Source organism: Segatella copri, assembly GCF_051861805.1.
GTDB classification, from domain to species: domain Bacteria; phylum Bacteroidota; class Bacteroidia; order Bacteroidales; family Bacteroidaceae; genus Prevotella; species Prevotella copri_M.
Window position 1 is genome coordinate 3189741 of record NZ_CP146520.1, and the last position, 24294, is coordinate 3214034.

20 protein-coding genes are annotated in these 24294 nt (G+C 45.7%); 11 read left to right on the forward strand and 9 right to left on the reverse strand.

The genetic code is table 11. The features are described 5' to 3' along the window. Positions 1 to 92 precede the first annotated feature (92 nt). From V8Z93_RS12650 to V8Z93_RS12660, 3 genes are all read right to left on the reverse strand, one after another. Positions 93 to 1301 carry a GDP-L-fucose synthase family protein gene (locus V8Z93_RS12650; protein ID WP_217764408.1) on the reverse strand — a complete coding sequence of 403 codons (1209 nt, stop codon included), beginning with the start codon at positions 1299 to 1301 and terminating at the stop codon, positions 93 to 95. A 47-nt stretch (positions 1302 to 1348) separates the two neighbouring features. Then, positions 1349 to 2461, reverse strand: coding sequence for a GDP-mannose 4,6-dehydratase (gene gmd / locus V8Z93_RS12655; RefSeq protein WP_203049473.1), 1113 nt, complete (start codon positions 2459 to 2461; stop codon positions 1349 to 1351). Positions 2462 to 2739: 278 nt separating this feature from the next. Next, positions 2740 to 4206: an ATP-dependent DNA helicase gene (locus V8Z93_RS12660; RefSeq protein WP_439432860.1), complete on the reverse strand. Its 1467-nt coding sequence runs from the start codon at positions 4204 to 4206 to the stop codon at positions 2740 to 2742. Between the two features lie 153 nt (positions 4207 to 4359). Between V8Z93_RS12660 and V8Z93_RS12665 the strand changes: the two genes are divergently transcribed. The 3 genes from V8Z93_RS12665 to rsmD are packed head-to-tail and all read left to right on the forward strand — an operon-like array spanning position 4360 to position 6261. Beyond that, positions 4360 to 4842, forward strand: a complete 483-nt coding sequence (locus V8Z93_RS12665; protein ID WP_439431708.1) for a hypothetical protein — start codon at positions 4360 to 4362, stop codon at positions 4840 to 4842. Positions 4843 to 4881: 39 nt separating this feature from the next. Then, positions 4882 to 5691, forward strand: a complete 810-nt coding sequence (locus V8Z93_RS12670; RefSeq protein WP_439431709.1) for a DUF3822 family protein — start codon at positions 4882 to 4884, stop codon at positions 5689 to 5691. Positions 5692 to 5730: 39 nt separating this feature from the next. Further along, entirely contained in the window at positions 5731 to 6261 is a 531-nt protein-coding gene (gene rsmD / locus V8Z93_RS12675) for a 16S rRNA (guanine(966)-N(2))-methyltransferase RsmD (protein WP_203041353.1), read from the forward strand. Between the two features lie 79 nt (positions 6262 to 6340). Here the strand turns inward: rsmD and cls are convergent, their stop codons facing one another. After that, positions 6341 to 7765 carry a cardiolipin synthase gene (gene cls / locus V8Z93_RS12680; protein WP_439431710.1) on the reverse strand — a complete coding sequence of 475 codons (1425 nt, stop codon included), beginning with the start codon at positions 7763 to 7765 and terminating at the stop codon, positions 6341 to 6343. Between the two features lie 17 nt (positions 7766 to 7782). Continuing rightward, positions 7783 to 9744 carry a DNA primase gene (gene dnaG / locus V8Z93_RS12685; protein ID WP_439431711.1) on the reverse strand — a complete coding sequence of 654 codons (1962 nt, stop codon included), beginning with the start codon at positions 9742 to 9744 and terminating at the stop codon, positions 7783 to 7785. A 221-nt stretch (positions 9745 to 9965) separates the two neighbouring features. Here dnaG and V8Z93_RS12690 point away from each other — a divergent pair, with 221 nt between their 5' ends. The 7 genes from V8Z93_RS12690 to V8Z93_RS12720 all read left to right on the forward strand — a co-directional run bounded on the left by V8Z93_RS12690 (position 9966) and on the right by V8Z93_RS12720 (position 19415). Beyond that, positions 9966 to 12500, forward strand: a complete 2535-nt coding sequence (locus V8Z93_RS12690; RefSeq protein WP_439431712.1) for a glycosyl hydrolase 115 family protein — start codon at positions 9966 to 9968, stop codon at positions 12498 to 12500. 228 nt (positions 12501 to 12728) lie between these two features. Then, a complete protein-coding gene (locus V8Z93_RS12695; protein WP_203049466.1) occupies positions 12729 to 13238 on the forward strand; it encodes an RNA polymerase sigma factor in 510 nt (169 codons plus the stop codon). Next, positions 13235 to 13840: a hypothetical protein gene (locus V8Z93_RS12700; RefSeq protein WP_439431713.1), complete on the forward strand. Its 606-nt coding sequence runs from the start codon at positions 13235 to 13237 to the stop codon at positions 13838 to 13840. Before V8Z93_RS12695 ends, V8Z93_RS12700 begins: the two co-directional genes overlap by 4 nt. A 45-nt stretch (positions 13841 to 13885) precedes the next feature. Beyond that, complete coding sequence (locus tag V8Z93_RS12705; protein WP_439431714.1) at positions 13886 to 15118, forward strand: hypothetical protein; 1233 nt, start codon at positions 13886 to 13888, stop codon at positions 15116 to 15118. A 97-nt stretch (positions 15119 to 15215) separates the two neighbouring features. After that, a complete protein-coding gene (locus V8Z93_RS12710) occupies positions 15216 to 17612 on the forward strand; it encodes a TlpA family protein disulfide reductase (protein ID WP_439431715.1) in 2397 nt (798 codons plus the stop codon). Between the two features lie 511 nt (positions 17613 to 18123). Next, positions 18124 to 18480, forward strand: a complete 357-nt coding sequence (locus V8Z93_RS12715) for a hypothetical protein (RefSeq protein WP_203038574.1) — start codon at positions 18124 to 18126, stop codon at positions 18478 to 18480. After that, positions 18444 to 19415, forward strand: coding sequence for an IS3 family transposase (locus V8Z93_RS12720; protein WP_228111690.1), 972 nt, complete (start codon positions 18444 to 18446; stop codon positions 19413 to 19415). The genes V8Z93_RS12715 and V8Z93_RS12720 overlap by 37 nt, the downstream gene beginning before the upstream one ends. 775 nt (positions 19416 to 20190) lie before the next feature. Here the strand turns inward: V8Z93_RS12720 and pepI are convergent. From pepI to V8Z93_RS12735, 3 genes are read right to left on the reverse strand one after another with little or no spacing between them, the layout of a single operon-like run. Next, positions 20191 to 21072: a proline iminopeptidase gene (gene pepI, locus V8Z93_RS12725; RefSeq protein WP_439431716.1), complete on the reverse strand. Its 882-nt coding sequence runs from the start codon at positions 21070 to 21072 to the stop codon at positions 20191 to 20193. A gap of 54 nt (positions 21073 to 21126) precedes the next feature. Beyond that, positions 21127 to 21318 (reverse strand): PDDEXK nuclease domain-containing protein, encoded by a 192-nt coding sequence (locus tag V8Z93_RS12730; RefSeq protein WP_218412352.1) that lies wholly within the window; start codon positions 21316 to 21318, stop codon positions 21127 to 21129. Continuing rightward, positions 21305 to 22027, reverse strand: a complete 723-nt coding sequence (locus tag V8Z93_RS12735) for a DUF1016 N-terminal domain-containing protein (protein ID WP_439431717.1) — start codon at positions 22025 to 22027, stop codon at positions 21305 to 21307. The genes V8Z93_RS12730 and V8Z93_RS12735 overlap by 14 nt, the downstream gene beginning before the upstream one ends. 202 nt (positions 22028 to 22229) lie before the next feature. Between V8Z93_RS12735 and V8Z93_RS12740 the strand changes: the two genes are divergently transcribed. Further along, positions 22230 to 22832, forward strand: coding sequence for a riboflavin synthase (locus V8Z93_RS12740; RefSeq protein WP_439431718.1), 603 nt, complete (start codon positions 22230 to 22232; stop codon positions 22830 to 22832). A gap of 149 nt (positions 22833 to 22981) precedes the next feature. Here V8Z93_RS12740 and V8Z93_RS12745 read toward each other — a convergent pair whose 3' ends face one another. After that, positions 22982 to 24148, reverse strand: a complete 1167-nt coding sequence (locus tag V8Z93_RS12745) for an adenylyltransferase/cytidyltransferase family protein (RefSeq protein WP_439431719.1) — start codon at positions 24146 to 24148, stop codon at positions 22982 to 22984. Between the last annotated feature and the right edge of the window lie 146 nt (positions 24149 to 24294).

Consider the following 24294-nt stretch of genomic DNA (forward strand, 5'->3'; position numbering starts at 1 on the left):
ACAGGGCTTTAGCTAAAAGATACAGAATAATATATACGAAAAAGCGATGGATTTCTGCAATCCATCGCTTTTCTTATTTCTCAACCAAAAGATTAATTCTTCAGGCTCTCCTGATACCAATCGAAGAGTTTCTTCACACCATCCTCGATTTCGACCTTGTGAGTCCAGCCAAGGCTGTGGAGCTTATCCACAGAGATGAGCTTGCGCATGGTTCCATCTGGTTTGCTGGCATCAAACTCAACCTCGCCTTCGAAACCTACGGCCTTTACCACAAGTTCTGAAAGTTCACGGATGGTGAGTTCCTTACCGGTACCCACATTGATGTGGCAGTTGCGAATCTCACCGAGAGATGGGATAGCACCACCACGGCCCTCAGAGTTGTTTCTATCCACAGCACCATCTACCTTGGCACCATAGAATACAGAGCTGTACTTCTCTATACCGATGATGTCCTTGAAATCTACATTCAGAAGCACATGAACACTGGCATCTGCCATATCCTCGCTCCAGAGGAACTCACGCAATGGCTTACCTGTTCCCCAAAGCACTACCTTGTTGTCGTAGATGCCATAGAACTCCAGCGCCTTCAGAATGCGCTCATGAGGATTGTTTCCATCCACATTACCCTCGCCGATGATTTCGCGAAGCTTATCAGTAGGATTGATAGGGCGCTTGTTCATATCTACCTCGATGCTGTGCCAGTCGCCATCGTGAATGAGCTTGGCAAGATAAATCTTGCGCATCATTGCAGGCATTACGTGGCTGTTCTCCAAATGGAAGTTATCGTTAGGACCATAGAGGTTGGTTGGCATCACTGCGATATAATTGGTACCATACTGAAGATTGTAGCTCTCGCACATCTTCAATCCGGCAATCTTAGCGATGGCATATTCCTCGTTGGTATATTCCAAAGGAGAAGTAAGAAGCACATCCTCGCTCATAGGCTGCGGTGCATTCTTTGGATAGATGCAGGTAGAGCCCAGGAAGAGGAGCTTCTTCACGCCATGAGAATAAGCATTACTGATTACGTTGCACTGCATCTTCATGTTCTGCATGATGAAGTCGGCACGATACAATGAATTCGCCATGATACCACCCACGAAGGCAGCAGCCAGAACCACTGCATCAGGCTTCTCCTCGTCAAAGAACTTCTCCACTGCATACTGGTCGGTCAAGTCGAGTTCTTTGTGAGAACGACCTACCAGATTGTTATAGCCTCTCTTCTTGAGGTTATTCCAGATAGCAGAACCCACGAGTCCGTGGTGTCCTGCTATATAAATCTTAGAATCTTTTGATAACATTGATTATTATTGTAAACTATCAACTGTTAACTATCAACTGTTAACTATTACTTAACAATACCCTTTTCCAAGTATTCCACGAGGTTGCAGCGAACCTTCTCGCCGGCATCCTCAGCAGCCACCTTAGCCATATCACTCTCAACCATGATCTTGACGAGATCCTCGAAAGATGTGGTGTTAGGATTCCAGCCAAGCTTAGCCTTAGCCTTTGTTGGGTCACCCCAGAGGTTCACCACGTCGGTAGGACGATAGAAGTCAGGAGAAACCTCAACGAGTGTCTTGCCGATAAGTTCCTCAGGACCCTCAACACAGATACCCTTCTCGTTCTCTTCCTTGCCTTCCCACTTCAGCTCGATGCCTACATAGTGGAAAGCTAACTGAGCGAACTCACGAACTGAGTGCTGCTTACCTGTTGCGATAACGAAATCCTCTGGCTTCTCAGCCTGGAGAATCAACCACATGCACTCTACGTAATCCTTGGCATAACCCCAGTCGCGGAGTGAATCCAGGTTACCCAGATAGAGCTTGCCCTGCTTACCCTGCTTGATGCGTGCCGCAGCCAATGTAATCTTACGAGTAACGAATGTCTCACCACGGCGCTCACTCTCGTGATTGAAGAGGATACCAGAACAGCAGAACATATTATATGCCTCGCGGTACTCCTTGACAATCCAGAAACCATACTGCTTGGCTACAGCGTATGGAGAATAAGGGTGGAATGGAGTGTTCTCGTTCTGAGGAACCTCTTCTACCTTACCATAAAGCTCAGAAGTTGAAGCCTGATACATGCGGCAAGTCTTTTCCAAACCGCACTGGCGGATAGCCTCCAGAATACGGAGCACACCGGTGGCGTCAACATCGGCAGTAAACTCAGGAGAGTCGAAGCTCACCTGTACGTGGCTCTGAGCCGCAAGGTTGTAAACCTCTGTTGGCTTCACCTTGTTCATTACCTGGATGATACTCATAGAGTCACCGAGGTCGGCATAGTGAAGGTGGAAGTTTGGAGTACCCTCCAAGTGAGCGATACGCTCACGATAGTCTGTAGAAGAACGACGGATAGTTCCGTGAACATCATAACCCTTACTCAACAACAACTCTGCCAAATAAGAGCCATCCTGACCTGTAATACCTGTGATTAAAGCTACTTTTCTATTTTCCATTTATTACTAAATATATGATAAATTAATAATTTATTCTGTTTCATATTACCTCAATCTTCTTATATGAATGATGTTGCCATCGATTCACTCTTATATAAAAGATGTGTATACTTAAGTGCAAAAGTACTACTTTTTTCTTGAACCATCAAACTTTTAACCATTTATTTGCTGATTAACATGGTTTTTGAATGATTTGAAAACAAATTGGTACTATAATACAGATTTAGAGCATATAATTAGCCCGTTTTGACCTATTCGTTCAGAATAGCCTGTTCCAATCAACTTGTTTCGATTTGCGTTTCCGGCCAGTTCACAAGATAAAGCATCTCCGTGGCACGGGTGAAGGCTGTATAGAGCCAGTGGATGTAATCGGGCGTAAGCATATCATCCGTCATGTATCCTTGGTCTACATAGACATGTGCCCACTGTCCACCCTGCGCCTTATGACAGGTGACGGCATAGGCAAACTTCACCTGCAAGGCATTGTAGAACTGGTCCTGCCTGATTGCTTTCATTCGGTCTGCCTTGAGCGGAACGTCCTGATAATCCTCTTCTATCTGATGGAATAGCTGTTCCTGCTGCTCGTGGGTCAAGGCAGGTGCCTCGCTCGTCAGGGTATCCAGCAGCACGGTAGCCTCTAGCTCATAGTTGCCGTAATCAGGAAACTGAAGCAGAAGGGTGGCAAAGCGGAAGCCATAGAGGTCGATGCGGCGGCGCACCTTCAGCACCTTCGCCCTGTCACCATTCGCCAGAAAAGCAGGAATATCGTTACTTGGAACTTGATTATCCTTTTCCTTTATCTTCTTCCTCTCTTCCTCCATCCAATAATAATTGTTCTTCACAATCATAAGTATGTCGCCCTGCGAGAGTTCCTCTTCCCTATCAAGCACCATATTTCGGATACCCTGGTTGAAGATGTTTGCACGCTTGTTGCTGCGAGTAACCACGATGGTATCATCCAATCCCACATGGTGATAGCTGTCGGCAAGTGCCTCTATCAGTTCGGCTCCAGGCATCGGCTTGATATCCGAAAAGCCCGTAAAGCGAATCTTCGGGAGTTGGGTGATGTCGTCATGGGTAATCATCTGGCGAATCATCGTGGCATTATAAAGAATGCCCGACTGCTCGCTCTGGCGGAGCACCTCGTTCAAATCGCACTCGTAAACCGTCAATCCATACCCCTGCAGCATGGCAGCATTGAGGGCAGGTGATTCCTCCTCGCCAACAGGAGGCAACTGCGCCTTATCGCCGATAAGCATCAGGCGGTCGTTTCTGCCCTGATACACAAAATGTACCAGGTCATCCAACAGGCATCCGCTGCCGAAGTTCATGCCACCCAATCCCATATTGGCTACCATCGAAGCCTCATCCACCATAAAGAGCGTATCGGTGAAGAGATTGTCGTTGAGATTGAACTGACCATCTACCCCAGAAAACGACTTTTCGCGATAGATGCGGCGATGGATGGTATAAGCCGGCGTTCCACTGTTCAGCGAAAACACCTTAGCCGCTCTACCCGTTGGCGCCAGGAGCATCACCTTCTGGCGGATGCTCTGCAGGGTGCGGACGATGGCACCCGAAAGCGAAGTCTTACCCGTACCCGCACTACCCCGGAGAATCATCACCACCTGCGGGTTTCTATCGGTAAGGAAGCGTGCAAACACATCTAGCGCATTCGCCTGCTCCTGAGTTGGCGGAAAGCCAAATTGCTGCAATATCTTATATTTTAACTCATCAACTACCATCAAAATTTCTTTTTATAATTAATAATTAATAATTTCAACGCCATTTATTTTGTTTTGTCTGTATTTTGGCGTATCTTTGTACCCTAGTTAGGCGTCGTCTCTTATCAAGAGCCGAAAGCCGATGCAAAAGTAATAATACTTTTTGAAATGAGAATGAAATTAAGGAAAATAAACAATAATGTTATCCTGGGAGCATGCGTGGTCGTCATGATGCTGCTCTGCGTGCTCAGCATAAGCCAGCCCATCCGCTTCCAGAAATCGATGGATAGCAGAGAGGCTGAGGTGAAGGAGAAACTGATGCAGATTCGCTCTGCCGAGGAGAAATACAAGGCAAGACATGGGGTATATACGGGCGATTTCACTACCCTCATCAAGGGAAAGTATCTGAAGGCAGACGACGCAATCATCCCTTACTCCGATGGCAAGAAATTCTCGCTCGCTGCCGCCACCATCGTGGGGAAAAGCGGAAAGCAGATACCACTGATGGAATGCAGCGCCGCCTATGAGGACTACCTGGATGGGCTGGACGAGGAGGCTATCATGAATGTGACGGAAGAAGCCAACTATGCAGGCCGCTTTCCCGGACTGAAGATTGGCGACATCACAAAAGACAACGACAACGCAGGAAACTGGTAAGGAAAACAACCCAGGCAACTGATTAAAAACAAGATTAGAATGCAGATAACTGGTAATAGAACACAACAAGCACGGCTCACCATCAGAGTGAGCAAGAATACACTCAGCTTTTCGGTTGTTGACCGGGAGGCCGAGCATCAGTTGATATACGAGCCTTACACCGTGAAGAGCGGCGTATCGATAGCTGCCAACTTGCGCCAGGCATTCAGCGAGAGCGATCTGCTGCAACGTGGCTACACCAAGGTGCGCGTGTATATCGACTCCCCTATTCTGCTGGTACCCATCGAGGAGTTTCACGAAGAAGACCTCCCCGTGCTCTATCAGCATGCCTTCAGCGGACATAATGGTGATGTGATTCTGCACAAGGTACAGCCCAACCTGAATGTGGTGGCGGTATTCCCTATCAACAAGGACTTGAAGATGGTAGTGGAGGATAATTTCAAGGATGTGCGCTTCACCCCTATCATGCAACCGATTTGGAACTATCTGCACCAACGCAGTTTCACCGGCATCCATCGCAAGCTCTATGCCTACTTCCATGATAAGAAAGTAGATATCTTCTGCTATGAGAAGAACCGCTTCAAGTTCTTCAACTCATTCAAGGCAGACCACGCCAAGGATGCTCTCTACTTCATCCTCTATGTATGGAAGCAAGTGGGCATGGACCAGGTACAGGACGAGCTGCATGTGGCAGGCGACGTGCCAGACAAGGACTGGTTCCTCTATAATGCAAAGATATACATCAAGAAGACCTTCCTCTTGAATCCGAGTGCCGAGTTCAATCGTGCCCCTATCACGGAAATCAAAGGAATGCCGTTCGACTTGGTAACGCTCTATTTAAGCAAGTAAAAAGAGTTTAGTAAAATAATTTAAAGTTCAAAGTAAATTATGAGAATCATAACAGGACAATATAAGGGTCGCCATTTCGACATTCCCCGTTCGTTTAAGGCTCGACCAACCACCGATTTCGCAAAGGAGAACATCTTTAATGTTTTGCAGAATTACATCGATTTCGAGGATACCACAGCCCTCGACCTCTTTGCCGGCACAGGCAGCATCTCTCTGGAACTGGTTTCCCGTGGCTGCCAGCGTGTCATCAGCGTAGAAGCAGACCGCGACCATGCCAACTTCATCAGAGAGTGCTTCAAGAAACTGGGAGAAGACAAGGATCTTCTGATTCGTGGCGATGTGTTCCGTTTTCTGAGAACCTGCAAGCAGAAGTTTGATTTCATCTTTGCCGATCCACCTTACGCTCTAGAGAAACTCCCTGAAATTCCGGACCTCGTTTTGAATGGTGACCTTCTGAACGAAGATGGCATCTTCGTTTTCGAACATGGCAAGAATTATGATTTCTCCGAGCATCCAAGATTCCTGGAACATAGAAGTTACGGAAGCGTGAACTTCTCGATATTCAGATAAAAGCAAATTTTAGGCACGGATTACACGGCCGTGTAATCCGTGCCTAAATAATCCATACTTAAATAAAAATCCGTCCTAATCACAGCAGCGGCGAAAGCAATCTTACGATACTCTCGAACAGGCGCTTCATGAATGGGCGCTTCACGAAATACGCCACATCATCCACCAGGATACTCTTGGCCTCATCCTTGAGATAAATCGTCTTGATGCGCTGTGCCATCTCCTCATCATAGAAGAAGGCATTCGCCTCGAAATTATTCTCGAAACTACGGAAATCCACATTCGTGCTGCCCACCGTGCAGAGATTGTCATCACTCACCAGCAACTTGCTGTGGTTGAAGCCACCCATATAAAGATAAACCTTCACACCAGCCTCTATCGCCTCCATCAGATAAGAGCGGGAAGCCCATTCCACCATCCTGGCATCCGCATGCCGGGGCACCATCAGGCGAATATCCACTCCGGCAAGTGCCGCCGTGCGCATCGCAAAGAGCACAGGCTCTGTAGGCAGGAAATAAGGCGTCTCCATATACACATACTTCTGCGCCTGGAGCAGGATGCGAACATAGCCCTGCATGATATCAGGCCAAGGCATAATCGGACTGCTCGTCACTATCTGTACCAGACAATTGTTGTTGATATGGATATCCACCGGCGGATAGTACTTACGACTGCTTACCAATGTTCTATCCACAAAATACCAATCTATCAGAAAAGCACGTTGAATGGCATAGACACCACCGCCTTCTATCCTGAGATGGGTATCGCGCCAAGGTCGCTTCCCCGTACCCTTCACGTATCTCAAGGCGATATTCATGCCACCGATGAAGCCCACCTTTCCATCTATCACGCACAGTTTGCGGTGGTTGCGATAGTTCACCTTACTGGTAAATGCCGGGAATCTAACCGGCATAAAGGCATGAACATCAATGCCTGCATCGCGCATCCGCTCGAAGAAAGCATCCTTCACCTTCCAACAACCCACATCATCATAGATGAGTCGCACTTCCACTCCCTGCTCCGCCTTGTCTATCAGGGCATCGGCTACAAGATTTCCCAAGGCATCATCTTCCATGATATACGTATCGAGATGGATATGATGCTTTGCCTGACCTATATTATATAATAAGGTGAGGATGAAGTCGTAGCCGCTGGTAAAGATATCCACCTTGTTGTCCTTGAAGGGGAAAGCCCAGTTCTGGTTGGTGAAGAGATTCATCAGCGGTTTGTTGCTGGCAGGCAGATGGAGATTCTCCTGCTCGGCAAACTCCAGCATGGAACGCTTGGTGAGCTGGTCCATGCTTCGGTCGCTGATGAGCCGTTCCTTTCGGGTGTTCTGTCCGAAGAAAATGTAGAAGATGATTCCTACGAAAGGCATGAACGAGAGCACAAGAATCCATGCCATCGTCTTAGCCGGCTGCCGATTGTCCATCAAGACGGTGATGATAGCAGGTATCATAATCGCTATATAAAGCAACAGATAAATCCAATGAAAATATATCATACCTTTCGTTTTTTAATCTAATTAAACACTGAGTTGGTCTGACTTGCCAGGAGGGTATTCATCTTCTTGAGTTTCATGAACTCCTCAAGCAGTTCCCTGTTGGTAGGATTCCTGGCAAACTCCTGCTGCACCTCGATGATTCGCTGGGCGATGTAATGGGTGCGGAAACTGAGCAGATCCTTGAGCACCAGCTGGCGCAGCTTCTCCTGACTCATCTTGAGCTGAAGACTCACCGTAGAAACCTCCTGGTCGCCGGTAGGCAAACCGGCTATGCGACTAATTTCCGGGTTCGGATGATTGGCGAAATAGGTTTCTGCCACAAATCCATCTTCCTCCACATGCTCCACAGCTTCCTGCAATATCTGATTGTAGAGTTCATTATGAAACTTGAAATCATCGCCCGCCAGATCAAGACTGATGTATTGCGCCACCGGCAATTCCACATTATTGCCATCCACATCCTGCACCACGATAGTCTTGTCGCCATGATGAATGACCACCTGAACCAGCAAGGTTTCCACTTCCAGGAGTTTATCCAGCGGTGTGGTTCCCTGAAGTGCCTGCTGCATGCCCTGCTGAGGCGATGTGGCTTTCGGGTCACGAAGACCAGCCGCCCTGCGCTCAGCCTTCACCTGCTCGCTCATACCATTGCGCACAAAGTTATTGAGGGCATTCACGATGATGGCTTCGTTCACGCCGAGCCGATGGGCACAGTCGGTGATGTAAGAGGCTCTGGTAATCTGATTCTTGATTTTCGAGATGCTCTCCACGATGCTGTTGATAGCCTGACTTCGCTTCACGGGGTCGGTGACCCCACGCAGCATCAAATCGGTCTTAAACTGAATGAAGTCTACCTGATGATCCTCGATATATTTCCTGAAGTCCGCCGCCGTATGGTTGCGGGCAAAGCTATCCGGGTCGTTGCCATCCGGCAGGAAGAGCACCTTTACGTTCATCTCCTCTTCCAGCAGCATATCGGTTCCTCTCAATGCAGCGTGCACACCGGCATCATCGCCATCATAAAGGAGCACGATGTTGCTGGTGAATCGATGGAGCAACCGAATTTGGTGGATGCTCAGGGCAGTACCCGAGTTTGCCACCACATTCTCGATGCCGCACTGGTGCATGGAAATCACATCGGTGTATCCTTCCACCATATATACGCAGTCTTCCTTGGCTATCGCCTTCTTTGCCTGATAAAGACCATAGAGTTCTCTTTCTTTATGGTAAATCTCGCTATCTGGCGAGTTGACGTATTTCTGGCTCACGCCCTTGGTACGGGTATCGAGCACTCGTCCACCGAAAGCCACCACCTTGCCACTCACACTGAGCCATGGGAAAATGGCACGCCCCGAGAATCTATCCAGATACTTATCCTGCCCGCTTCTGTTGTTCTCCTCGTCCTTATCCACCTTGAAGCAAAGACCTGTGCTCACCAGGTACTTCGGATTGTATCCCTTCTTCACAGCCTCATCATAAAGGGCTGTGCGCTGAGGAAGCGCGAATCCCAACTGGAACTTCCGGATGATGTCGTCGCGGAAACCACGACTGCGGAAATACTGCATACCGATGGCACGTCCGTCCACATCATTCTGAAGAATGTCCTGGAAATACTTCGCAGCCCAGTCGTTGACGATGAACATGGATTCCCGTTCACTCTCGCGCTGCTTCTCCTCGCTGGTCATCTCCCGTTCCTGAATCTCGATGTTATATTTCTTGGCAAGCCAGCGAAGGGCATCGGGATAGGTCATCTGCTCCAGCTCCATCAGGAAGTTGACGGCATTTCCGCCCTTGCCGCAAGTAAAGCAATGGCAGATACCTCGGGTTGGAGACACGGAGAAAGAAGGATGGGAATCGTTATGGAAAGGACAGAGTCCGACATAGTTGATGCCTCGCTTCTTGAGCGTAACAAACTCAGACACCACCTCTTCTATCTTGGTGGAGTCCATAATACGGGCTATGGTCGGTTTGTCTATCATGTTTCTATTCCTATATTTATATTTCTATTTTCTATCCTATTATTAATGTGCAAAGGTACTATTTTTCTGTGAAAACACAAAAAGAAACAACAAGAAACATGAAAATGAAACAAATAAGAAAGTAAAGACTACAGAAAACAAAGTAAAATCAACGAATATTCCATACCTTTGCACCCGACAATAATAAGTTGAACTACAAACATCTATACACATTACAAAGTATGAAGCTAAACAAAAACAAGAAGATTTTCTTCGTGAGCATGGCTTTGCTTTCATCCTTAGGCATGAGCGCAGCCGACCAGTTTGTCTCCTTCCAGAAAGGCGACTTACTCATCAATCGTGATAATAAGGTAGAAATCTATATGGATGCCAACGACTGCAAAGGTGTGAGCTATGCAGCCAATGCCCTGGTCAAGGATATCATGAAGGTGAGCGGAAGCAAGGCCATCCTTACCTCCGATGCCGGACTGAAAGACAAGGATGCTGCCGGCAAACCTACCATCCTCGTAGGTACCATCGGCCATTCTGCGGCCATCGACCAGCTCATCCGCCAGAAGCGCATCAACGGAAATCTGTTGAAGGGAAAACGGGAGAAATTCATCATCACCGTGGTAGACGGACAGCTCGTCATCGCAGGTAGCGACCGCCGAGGCACCATCTACGGCATCTACGAACTCTCACAGCAGATGGGTGTATCGCCTTGGTATGACTGGGCTGACGTACCCGTGGTTCATCACGATTCCATCTTCGTAAACAAGGGTGTCTATACCGATGGCGAACCAGCCGTCAGATATCGTGGCATCTTCCTCAACGACGAAGCACCTTGCCTCACCTCGTGGGTGAAGAATACATACGGCACCGATTATGGAGACCACCGATTCTATCAGCGCGTCTTTGAACTGGTGTTGCGACTGAGAGGTAACATGATGTGGCCAGCCATGTGGGGCTGGGCTTTCTATGCCGATGACCCGGAGAACGAGAAGACTGCCGACGAGATGGGCGTGGTGATGAGCACCTCGCACCATGAGCCGATGGCTCGCAACCACCAGGAATATGCCCGCAACCGCAAGGGATGGGGACCTTGGAACTATCAGAAGAACAAGGAAAACCTGCAGAAATTCTTCCGTGAAGGCATCGAACGCATGAAGGGTACCGAACAGATTGTAACCATCGGCATGCGTGGCGACGGCGACGAGGCGATGAGCAACGAGGCTGATACACGACTGATGACCAACATCATCAACGACCAGCGCAAGATTATCGCTGATGTAACGGGAAAGAAGGCAAGCGAGACCCCACAGGTATGGGCGTTATATAAAGAGGTGCTGGATTACTACGACAAGGGTATGAAGGTGCCCGATGACGTAACCCTGCTGCTCTGTGATGACAACTGGGGCAACGTACGTCGTGTGCCTAATGCCAAGGAACGCAAGCACAAGGGCGGTTGGGGATTGTACTATCACGTAGATTACGTGGGTGCGCCAAGAAACTCGAAGATGCTCAATGTTACCCCTGTGCAGAACCCTTGGGAGCAGTTGACGCTTGCTTACGAGAACGGCATCGACCGTCTCTGGATTCTCAACGTGGGCGACCTCAAGCCGATGGAATATCCTATCAGCCAGTTTATGGACATGGCGTGGAATCCTCATAAATACGATGCGAACAACATTACCCGTCATACCCGCAACTGGTGCGCTCAGCAGTTTGGCGAATCGCAGGCAGATGAGGCGGCACGCATACTGAATCTTATCTGCAAATATAATGGACGCTGCACCCCTGAGATGCTCGACAAGAACACCTACAGTCTGGAGAACGGCGAATGGCAGGAGGTTGTGAATCAGTATCTCCAGCTCGAAGCAGATGCTTTGCGCCAGTACAATAGTCTGCCGGCAGCCTACCACGATGCCTATCGCCAGATCATCCTCTTCCCTATCGAGCTGATGAGCAATCTGCACCAGATGTATTTTGCCCAGGCACAGAACAACGCCCTCTACAAGCAGGGCAATCCGAAGGCGAATGTGTGGGCGGATGAGTGCGAGCGCCTCTTCAAGCGCGATTCAATCATCTGCGATTATTACAACCACAAGATGTCGGGCGGCAAGTGGAACGGCATGATGACGCAGAAGCACATCGGCTACAAGAGTTGGAATGATGCCTTCGAAAAGGATACCTGCCCGCAGCTCTTCCGAGTATCCACCAAGGATGGCGTCATCATCAGCGAAAACAACGGCGTGGTAGAAATCGAAGCTCCTTACTATAGCAGCAAGACGGATGCTGCCGAGGCAAAATGGACAGAGATTCCATTCATGGGCAAAAGCGTATCGGCAATGACTCTGATGCCATATACCAAGAGTGTAAAGGGAGCTAGCATCACTTACAAGTTTAAGCTGAAAGCCGAGAAGGCTTCGGATGGCAATGCTTCTAATGGCAAGCAGAAGGTTCGCATTCATGTGATTACCAAATCAACCTTGGATTATCTCAACAAGGGCGGCTTAACCTATGGTGTAAGTTTAGATGGCACTTCTCCTGTAGAGATTAACTTCAACAAAGATTTGAACGAGAAGCCGGAGAATATCTACAATATCTATTATCCAACGATAGCCACTCGCATCGTGGATCAAGTGATAGAGTTGGAACTGCCGGCTACTACCGATGGCATCCACACCCTCACCATCACTCCTAACGACCCAGCCATCGTCTTCGAGAAAATCGTGATTGATAGAAGAGGAGGAAAAAAGAGTGTCAAGGTGATTTAAAGGTAGCATATAATAAAAGGTATAGGCACGCACCCACGAAAGGATGCGTGCCTATTATTTTTACGCAAACTATCACTATCTTCTTATGTTCCATACTTCGTAGCATTCATTTTTACATAAACAACCACAATAGTAACAAATAAATGAAAAAAAAGAGTATTTTTTAAATCTTTTTTAAGAAACATACGTTTATATGAGTAAAGTTAGAAACATAAAAACAAGAAACGAATGAATATAGGCAACCCAAAACTCATAAAACAACTGGAGAGTCTTGTCGACAATCGGCAAGACTGGCTATTTCGTTTTGCCTATATTCGAATCGGGCAACGTGAGGATGCAGAAGATATTGTGCAAGAGGTGCTGCTTGCAGCTTTCAAGAAACTGAAAGAAGGGCAACAAGTGGAAGAGTTGGACCGCTACATCATTCGCTCTGTTAGCAACGCATGCCGAGACTACTTGCGCAAAAATCGTCCGCAAATCATAGCTATCAATGAAGCGGTAAGCATACCTAACAGCAATGGTGACAAACAAATACACGAGGAATTTCTCAGAATATCAAAACTGCTGGAAGATATTCCACAGGAGCAAGCGGAAATCGTAAGAATGAAATGTTACGACAACTTGACGTTCCGAGAGATAGCCGAACTGGAGGAGATACCAGAAGCTACCGTGAAATCTCGCTATCGCTATGCCATCCAACATATCCAACAACGACTCAAAAAGGAGAAAAATATATGAAAGATCAAATGAACATCCATAATGACAAAGGATTTGAGGATATAGAGCAACTGCTCCAACCTCAATGTGATTTCCATGCCTCCTCCCAAACCAAGCAACAAGTAATAGAGAAGGCAAGGAAGAGCTTGGTCAGCCATCGCACCTTGCGTATCTTTCCATGGATTTGCGCAGCATGCGTGGCTGGCATCATCGCTATCATCCTGCAACCACCCAAGGATACCACTTCTGCGTCGGGCAATGCGACAATGGCTGTGAAAAAGGCTACACAGCCGATGCAAAAAGCTATGACGCAAGAAAAGAGTTTGACGGCAGAAAAGGAAAATACAGCAGAAAAAGACATCACAGAAGAGAGCAGAACATACGAGAAGAAAAAGACTTTCGCCAAGCTCAATGCTCCCAAAAGGGAGGCTAAGCCTAAAGCAGAGTTTGGAGATGACATGCCAGACACCGAAGAAAAAGGTCCGGTACTCTTCCCTATGTCAACCTTGCCCAAAGAGCATCTTTTCAAAATGCAGACAACAGAGGTTCAAGCCACTACATGCAATGCCGTGCAAAGTGAGGATGACCGCCAACAAATACGGCGAATCACCGTTAAACTCTAAAGAAAGTATATATAATTAAGGTATAAACATTAAAGAACAAAGAACATGAAAAAGTATATCATATATTTATTGCTCATGATGTTCTCATCAATGGGAGCACAGGCACAAAAGTCTTATTTCAAAGAGGCTTTGGAGAAATTGGTAAGCAACAAGGCGTTCACCATAAATCAATCAGGAGCAAAAAATGAGGTTGGTGACACAGCACAATGGAGTTGGAAAAAATATCGCTTTAAAACTCTCAAGAAAGACGAGTTTCTCAAGGAGCTGGACAGAATCAACAAGGCTTTTCAAAAAGATTGCAATCAGCCTGTAACTGACTTTTACTATATGGTAGATGGAAACAACAACCCACTTGAAACATGGATGAACTTTGACATATCTGTAGGCAACGACCTTATTATGGTTGGAAATTTCTCGGCATATAGCGTCCTTATCAATCGCCAACAAATGGGGCACTCTGGCATGCGCAGAGTCTGTGCCATAGAATGGGACCATATCGTAGAGAATGGTTGGGTTAACGAAAAAGGCTATGAAGGAAACATCTGCATCGTAGAAGGAAAAGCTCCTTTAAACAAGCACCGCGTAGCTGACGAAATAAAACAGCAACCATATAATGCCGTCCACTATACAGGTGTTCTTACCCCAATAGACACCCAAGAAGAAAAGGCAGCTCCTAAAGAAGAAAAAGAAGTACCTAATGAGCAGTTGACCAAGATGCTTAAAGATGCTCAGACCAACCTGAAAGGCAACTTTGAGATTATTGGCAAGCGTGACCCTGAACTTTGGGACCGTGGCTATTTTATCTGTTACAAAGACGAAACAGATATGTATGTAGAACCCATCCTTGTGGCTACCAACGGCACTAACTTCTCATACAAGCACGACCTGAAGGACATTACCATGGGAAGAGTGAGAGCACTGATGAAAGATGGAACCATCTGCTCGGAATGGATAGACATTCCTTTTGTACCAGGAGAGATAGCAGAGCTAAGCGTACACAATGGTTACTACAGCCTCACAGGATCAAGTTTCTATAAGCAGTGGGTGGAAGAGGAAAGCAAGAACCATGATGGATGGGACGAGCGCAAGTATACGGCTTACGCACTCAGCAATATCCATTCTCCTGGCATCATCTGCTATCTGTTCTATCAGCATTTGATAAAAGGTTCTTCGAATCAAAAGAAAATATTCAAAGCCCTCCCAACAACTCTACAAGAGAATCATGTGGGTCGCTTTATCAAAAAGCATATGAACAATAAATTATTGCCCCCACTTTAAAAAGTAAGGCCTGTTTAAAGTGGGGTCAGTTAAGTAACGTTATACTAATTAATATATACTGCTTTAAATAGTATCAATCCAATAAAATAATCGAATTATGAAAAGAATCTTTTGTGTACTTATTGCAGCCATCTGGCTCTGCACTTGCTGGGCAGGGAATGGCAAGAAACCTATTGTCTGGGAAAAACCAGTAGCTGAATCGAACCAGCTATTTAATGATCCTCGTCAGTCTCAGCTCAACATCTATCGTGTGGAATTCGCAGATGATGAAACACGAGTGTTCATGCACATCACTTTTCGCCCACACTATTGGGTAAAGTTTGTGAAGGAAACCTATCTCCTTGCTGATGGCAAGAAATATCTCGTCAAGAGCTGTGATGGACTGAAACTTGACGAGGAACACTATATGCCTGGCTCTGGCAGGGAGGATGTGGTCTTCCACTTCGCACCGCTCCCCAAGAAGACCCGAAAGTTTGACTTCCTGGAAGGTGACGGCAAACAGAACTTCAAGATATTTGGCATCGAGAATATCGATACCCGCATCAAACAGCTCTTCTCCTCGCTTTGGCGCAACGATGCGACCGGTGATTGGGAGATAGGATTCTATGATGATTTCGCCATCTACGACTGCCGTTACTGGCAATACAAGCAGAAGAATCAGAAGGGCGACAAGTACTCTTTCATCCTTACCGATGGCAAGAGCGACCTGGCTGTCAACATCGACAAGTCTCAACATGGCAAGCGCACGATGAGCATCAACGGCAAGAAAGCAGAATATTCGCTCATTACCACTTCCATCCTTCCGGATTATCCGCAGAAAGATGAGACCACATGTCTGAAGGATACTCATAACAAGCCCGATACGGCTATTGTTGTGGGATGGCTCAGAAATATGCCTAAGGAACTTTGGGATAGAGGGCAGGAGTATAGTGTGACGTATTATGATCTTTTTTCCACATTCACAGGAGTTAGCAATTACAGCAAGCTCGATTCTCTTGGCAGATTTGAAATCAAAGTACCTCTCATCAACTCTACCGAGGTTTTCATGGACTGGAAACATACTTATGTCAACACTGTATTGGAGCCGGGTGAGACCTATTATCTGCTTTATGACTTCAAGGTTGGACATGCTATCTTCATGGGTAAGAACTGTCGCTTGCAAAACGAACTGCTAGCACATCCTTTCCCATTGATTGACGCAGAATATCCAGGTAAGTATGAAAATAAGGTTCCAGCCCAGGAGATGATGCAGATTCTTGAAACCAGATATAAGGAGGCTGAAGGGAACTTACGAAAACTGATAGGAGAATCGGCATCTATCTCCAAATGTTATCAGGACTATACTGCCCGATATCTTCTCTGTAATTATGCATCATCAATCTTACAAGGAGCATATCACGTAAAAGACCATATTTTCCCTCAGGAATATGTGAGCCAAGTGGAAAAAATATGGAAGGAGATTCCGCAGCCTTATACTCAGTTTCGTGACTATAATATGCTGACTAATGATCTCATCGGCCAGGAAAGAAGGTTAAAGTACAGTACCCCCATGGGAAGGACCTATGGATTCTTATCCACCAATTCTTATCCGGAACTGTTGAGAAAGCACAAGGCTCTGGGGGATATTGCGATAACCGATTCAGAAATTGCTACGGTGGAACAATGGGCTAAGAATCTGGATGCCATAACTATCAAGCAATATCAGACGACAGATGCCAAGGAGCAGGAGGAAATAGTAAATGCTTTTTCCAGTTCAGTCCTTGACAAGCGCGCTACGGCTATCCTTAAAAAAGAAGATATTGCCAAGATGCTTAAGGATGAGACTCCTCTCCTCGATGTATATTATGCCCAGCATATAGCTGATAGCATGGGATGCAACCAGCAGCAGAAAGATGTCATCATCACCAAAGCCATTCTTCAGATGTTGGAAAGACTAGCCATGCCACTCAATAGTTATGGTCTTGACCTGGCAGAACATTGTATCAGCTCTGAAGTTCTCAGGGAGAAAGTATTGGCAGAACACCGTAAGTATCTGTCTTTGCAGAACAGGGACATTACTGCCAGTCTCAAGACAGCTCCTCAGGGTATGAGCGATGGTGAGAAACTTCTTCGCCATATATTGGAACCTTATAAGGGTAAGCTTGTATTGCTGGATGTCTGGGGAACCTGGTGTGCCCCTTGCAAGATGGCTCTTGCCCATTCGAAGGAAGAGTTCGAACGCCTGGCGCCATACGATGTGGTATATCTTTACATGGCAAGCAACAGTCCTGAAGAGTCATGGAAAAATCTCATCAAACTGAATAATCTGGTTGGCGACAATATCGCCCACTATAACTTGCCAGCGGCTCAGCAGAGTGCTGTCGAGAACTATCTCAACATTCGCTCCTTCCCATCCTATCGCCTCTTTGACAAGGAAGGAAATCTGGTAGATGTGAAAGTGGATGCCCGCCAGCTTGACAATCTGGAGAAAATCATCAAGGAACTGAGTAAATAAAAAAAGATGGCCTCGCAAAATGCGGGGTCATCTTTTCTGTAATCAAGGATTATCTATCAATAGAGCATGCCAAACATCCATAACGGGATGATGTTGCCATAACCCTATGATGATGCAAAAAAGAAATAATCCTCTTTTTCGCACACGTATATTTTTTTTAGAAAAAAAAGTCTCATAGTCTCATTTTTAGCTGCAAATATCACGTTATATTGTTGATATAAAGATATTTATAACCAATGAGATTTCTTGCAAAAAGTAGAAAGAAGTATCATAGAAGTATCATTAAAAATCATAGAAGTATCATTAAAGATAATACAAAGCATGCGAAAAGCCAGTTTGAACGTTAAGAAAAGCCAGTTTAAACCTGTTTAAACATCAGAAAAAGTCATTTTAAGCATCGCAAAAATGCATTTTAAATATCGCAAAGAATCAAAAGAATATTGCCCAAAAATGAGTCCGATATTTGGGCTGTCTTTTTATAAATATGGTTGACTCCTAAAGTTTCAATTACATGAAAGAATCATTAGAAGCAACATTGAAAGATGTCGAACTTACCAAGGAAGTGTACCGTCTGTACACCCTTGAGCACCTAACACAACAAGAGATTTCTGTTAAATTGTGTATAGGTCGCTCTACAGTTTGGCGTAAAATTCGTACCTTTGAAGCCGAAAATCCAGAATTGGCAGAAAAGATGAAGAAGCAAGGTAAGGAAATCACTCCATCAGACTACAAAGATTTGGTCAAGGAGATAGCAGAATTGAAGAAGCAGCTTAAGACAGAGCGTCTTCGTGCGGACTTCTATGAGGAAATGGTCGCTTTTGGCAAGGAAGTATATGGTATAGACTTAAAAAAAGCTGGCACCAAGTAGCAAATAGGCTTCACGCTAGGGACAACAGAAAGTATCCTGTTGCCCCTATGTGTCGTTTACTTGGTGTTACAAAGCAGGCCTATTACAAGCATGGAGATAGTGATATGGTAAAAATAGCCCAGGAAGCCTTTGTAGTGGAGTTCATAAAAGATATTCGCAAGAAAGATCCGGGGATTGGCGGCAACAAACTTTGGATTATGTATCAGAAGCAATTTGGGGCATCAAGAAGTGTTGGCTACAACCGCTTTTACGACATAGTCGAAAAATACAATTTGAAGGTTAGAAAGGTAAAGCGTAGGGTGAAGACAACAGACTCCACCCATGACCTTCCTTTGTATCCAAACATCGTCAAAGACTTACTGCCAATACGTCCTTGTCAGCTGGTTGTCAGCGATATAACTTATATTCCATACTTCCTCGATCCAGAGAGTGGAGAATATAAGTTCTGCTACCTTGCCCTTATTACCGATTACTACACAAAGGAAATCGTTGGCTATAGTGTGGCTCCAACATTGGAGGCTATCTATGCCATCGAGGCACTTAAAATGGCACTAAAGCATTATGATGGACATGATCTTAGCCAACTAATTCATCACTCTGACCGTGGTGTCCAGTATGCTAGCTTTGCTTATACGGATTTGCTTAAAAAGTATGACATCAAAATCAGCATGACGGAAAGCGGAAATCCTAAGGACAACGCTGTAGCAGAAAGAGTGAACAGTACCATCAAGAATGAGTTACTGAAAGGCATGTCGTTTGCAAGTATTAGTGAAGTTCAAAAAGCTGTGATTCTTGCTATAAACTTCTACAATGAAGAGCGTCCTCATATGAGCCTTGATGGACTAACTCCACGTGAAGCAGCTAAAAAGATGGGTGAAATCAACAAAAAATGGGTAAGCTATAGAGAAAAAGCAATAAAAGCTAAGGTAAAATAAAAGAAAATTAGTATCTTTGCACCCACCAAGGAACTACGTGATGGTTTAAGCTACCAACGTATAAAGTTTGAGTTGGGCATCGAGCCCAACCCAAACTTACCAAGGAAGCTACGCTCAGGATTATCCCCCAACATGTTTTTGCATGAAACATGAGTGGCAACAAAAAATATGACTAAGAGAAAAACTAGTCAACAAAAAATATGACTAAGTTTTAACTAGTCAACTGGTTTTATAAATAAGTATTAACCGAGTCAACTCGTCTTATAAATAAGATAAAAAGTGGTCAACCAAAATCGTTAAACCACAGGCACTCGTTGCCCCGCGTTATGGGCTGTGGTTGCCCAGCACAGGGGCTGTCGATGCCCACTTGGTGGGCTACGGATGCCCGTGTAACGGGCACAAGCAGACCAACCGAAGGGCATAGAGGGACCTGTGGTTTAAAATAGCAAACTAAATGTAGGGATGACTTAACTCTCAAGAAGCAATCGGTTCTCTATTAACATAGCTTGTTCACATTAATTATCGTTAAATCTGCATTTCACAAGCCATTCATTATCAGCAATAGTAACCTCAGGGAAACTGAGTAACCTAATCATGCCTTCTTGCAAGTTTGGAAATAACTTACTACCTTTGCACCAGAAAAAGAGAAAAGCTCTCTTTAAGTTACTAATATTGATTATTGATTCTATACATTTCATCCAATCGATTGGACGGTTTTACTTTATTTTGTCCAATCGATTGGATGAAATTCCATTTTTCTAAAGTTTGAAGAAGCCTAATCTTTCTCCCCTAACCATTCTTCCAATACCTCGCAATACTCATCATTTTGCTCGGCAAATGGCATGTGTCGGGCTCCTACGAAGAGATGCCACTTGGAATCTTGGATACCATCGTAGAGCGTCTTTGCTACCAATGGAGTACAGAGGTCGTTGGTGCCACTCATCACTAGGCATGGCACTTGTATCTCGCCCAAGCGGTCGGTGTAGTCATAATCTCGGAGCGTACCTGTCGGGGTATATTCATTCGGTCCCCAACCATAGAGATAAGCCTCGGCACCAGCACGCTTTTTTCTACGAAGGCATTCTGGACTATCCTCCGTTACCTCGCCAGCACAATGCAAGAGCATAAAGTGTTCGTTTGCCTTGGCGTATGCCTCGCTCGAAAAATCATCCTTTGCCTCTGCCTCAGCAATGGCTCGCTGGTCTTCCTCTGCCATAAACTTGATCATGCGATGCTGCTCACTCGCCCACAATTTGCTGCTCGAAAGGGTACTGCTGAGGATGGCTGACTTCACGCCCTTTGCTTGCTTCTCTATCAGATAGATGATGGCGAGCATGCCACCCCACGACTGTCCCAAGAGATGAAAATGGTCGATGTGGAGATAGTCGATGAGCGCACAGAGTTCGTTGAGCCAAGTCTCAGGAGTCCAGAGTTCGGGATGTCCCTCCACAAATGAGTTGCCACAGCCCAACTGGTCGTACATGATGACAGCTCTACCTGATTCCGCGACCCTATCCAATAGCTCGAAATAGTTGTGGGTACTGCCTGGTCCACCATGCAAGAGGATGATAGGACTCTTGCCCTCCTCTGTTTTACCTACGATACGATAATAAGTTTGATAGCCCATGAAGGGCATATAACCTTCCTTGATTTCCATTGTCTTCAAATGTTTTTATTGTTACCTAAACAGTGTTATCTAATTTTGCTGCTCCTATACCTTATTATATAGTCCCTCATTTTCCTTACGCAAGAACTCTGTCATTCGTTCCTTTGAAGGCACATTGAGTTGATACTTGGAGATAAACACGCTCTCGTCCAAATCGAGCAAGGAGTATTCTGCCATTTCTCGTCCTACTGCTGAGCAAAGGAGGATACCGATTGGGGGATTATCATCTGGCTGCATGATATTCTTGCGATAGTAAGCAAGCTTGCAAACCCAAGAACTCAAAGGTAAATGGCGACTTGATGTCAAGGGCGAGCGTATCTGTCTCAGCCTTGCCATCCACCAACTTAGCCAACGCCTCAGGCTTTTGACTCCATCCACTGCGGAAATAATAGTTGGAATCAATCTGGCGTTGCAATTCTCTGACACTCCAAGTGCCACGAATTGCCATCGTCTCATAGAAAGCACGCTCCAAAGGGTCAGTAATAGGGAGAATGGCAACTAAATGAGTAAAAGACAACTTATTAAAAAGCAAGTTTGACTTTACTGCCAATGGAGCTATTTTGTTAGAGACTGCAACACCTCCAAATTGGTCAGTCACAGATTGTCCAATTTGACTTTGAGACAACAAGAAGCCAGCAACCTCTTTATCCAAGTGTGAATATACTTGATAAAATTGACGATAGATTTTCAATGTTGTCACACTATACTTCTTTTTACCAAGTCTTTCAGAAAGGCTTTTCAAAAGTTGCTCACCATACTTTGCTCTATCAGCTCCCTTCTGCTCATACTCCACAATATAATAGCCCGTCAACCAAGCCTTGGCTGTGACGTGGCGATTAATCACTAAGCGAGCATTGTTCTGCAATACATCTTGCGTTTGCTGAATATGGGCTACAAGACCATCGAAGTCATTGTTTTGCGCCATTTGAGTTTCATTATTCTTCATATTCGGTGGAGTTTTGGAAAGACATGTATATCACATTTATCATGTGCACTTATTACAATGTGCAAAAATATAAAAAATATGGCAATTAAACAAATATATCTTGCTTATTTTATCAAAAGAACTTAAATGATTTGGCAGTTTCAAGCTAATGCAATATCTTTGCAAACTGAAATAATCATGAAACCAAATAAAAATAGAATATATGTTTAGTGGAATCGTAGAAGAAATGGCCACAGTTGTGGCGATTAAGCAGGATAAGGAGAACATCGACTTTACCCTGAAATGTTCGTTCGTAGATGAACTCGGCATCGACCAGAGCGTGGCGCACAATGGCGTCTGCCTCACCGTGGTGGAAATCAAGGACGGCACCTATACCGTTACAGCCATGAAGGAAACCCTCGACCGCAGCAACCTGGGACTGCTCAAGGTGGGCGACAAGGTGAACGTAGAGCGTTCGATGGTGATGAACGGCCGCCTGGACGGTCACATCGTTCAGGGCCATGTAGATGAAACCGCCAAATGCATCGCCATGAAGGATGCCGATGGTTCAACCTACTTCACTTTTGAGTATGAGCTTAACAAAGAGATGGCGCGTAAGGGATATTTCACCGTAGATAAGGGCAGCGTAACCGTGAACGGCGTTTCGCTCACCGTATGTGAGCCAACAGATAACACCTTCACCGTAGCCATCATCCCTTATACCCGCGAGAATACCAACTTCTGCAACATTGAGGAAGGAACCGTGGTGAATATCGAATTCGATATTCTGGGCAAATATATCGCAAGACTCAAGAGCTTCGAATAAGAGGGTGTAAGCAGATTTTAGGCACGGATTACACGGATTACACGGAGATTTAAGACGATAATGCAAAAAGCGCATTTATAATTTTTAAAGGAAAATCCGTGTAATCCGTGCCTAATCTATACACAGGGGAGATAGTTCAACCGCCCTCGCTACTTTCTTCTAATCGTCAAAACGATGGTTTCAGGATGCTTCTCCTTGAAATCCTTCACATCATCAACAACCAGTACCAGATAGCCGCCGCCACCTGCACCCGGCATCTTCCAGGCGTGAACCTCAGGCAGGGCAGAATACTTATCTATAAATCCCTGCACACAACCCTGAATCATGGCTGGGAACATGGCAACCTGCGCATCAAACGAAGCCTTGAAGGCAGAGGCAAACGCAGCAAAATCCCTGTTGAGAATCGCATTCCAGCAATCATCGGCAGCCTTGGCAAGATTCTTCACCTTAACCTCGTTGATATCCTTGCCTTCAATCACAGAACAACCCGGACGACGTGGCTCCATCGGAATCATGCAGACGTGGCTCTCTACCCAAGAGAGAACATCCTCGTCATCGCAAGTCTCAAACTTATCAGGCCAGAAACGGTTGTCATAATGATGGCGCACCAATCCAGGCATGCAGATACCGATGGAATCCTGGGCACCGCTGATGATGCCGTCGCTGCGCTCCGGGTCGTTTTCGAAACAGAACACCAGTTTGGCAAGAATCTCAGGATTCATATCAGGCAACTTCACCGGCCATATCTTCTTAATCATGTTTCGGGTTGAAGTAGAAAGACCACAGCGTTCACGCACCTCGAAGGTAGGAATAAGCGACATGGTTATCGCCCAGCCAGGCGCATAGCAACTTACGTAAGGCTGGTCAATCCAGGTGCCAGCCAGGTCGAGACGGGTAGGAAGCTGGCAGGTAGAATCCTTGATATCAGTGCTCGAACGCGCCTTCAAGCCTTCGGCAGGCGTACGCTCCAGCACCACATACTCAATGCCACGCTCCTCACAGAACTTGCGCTTGGTATCGTTGCTGCCATCGGCATTTACCACAAAGATATCAGGCTTCACCATATCCACCGTAGGGATAAAGTCCATAATGCCATCCCCCTGGTTGATGTAGGCATCCTTCACGTATTTAATAGACTTCACCATGAAGAGACGCTCCTGTTCAGGATAGAACGTCTTATGGTGCTTATAGCCAAGAATCGTCTGGTCGGAACCGATACCAACGTATAGGTCGCCATACTGAGACGCCTGGCGGAAAAACTCAACGTGGCCGCTGTGCAACAAGTCATAACAACCACTTACAAAAACTTTCTTCATTATTTTTAGCTACTTTTCTTTATTAACATTCAACAAAGACTAAAGTCTTTCGGCTACAAAACTACAACTTTTCTTTCATTATTCCAAGAAAAACCTGCACAAATATTCTTTTTTGGGCACAAACCAACCCTTTTTGTGCATTTTTA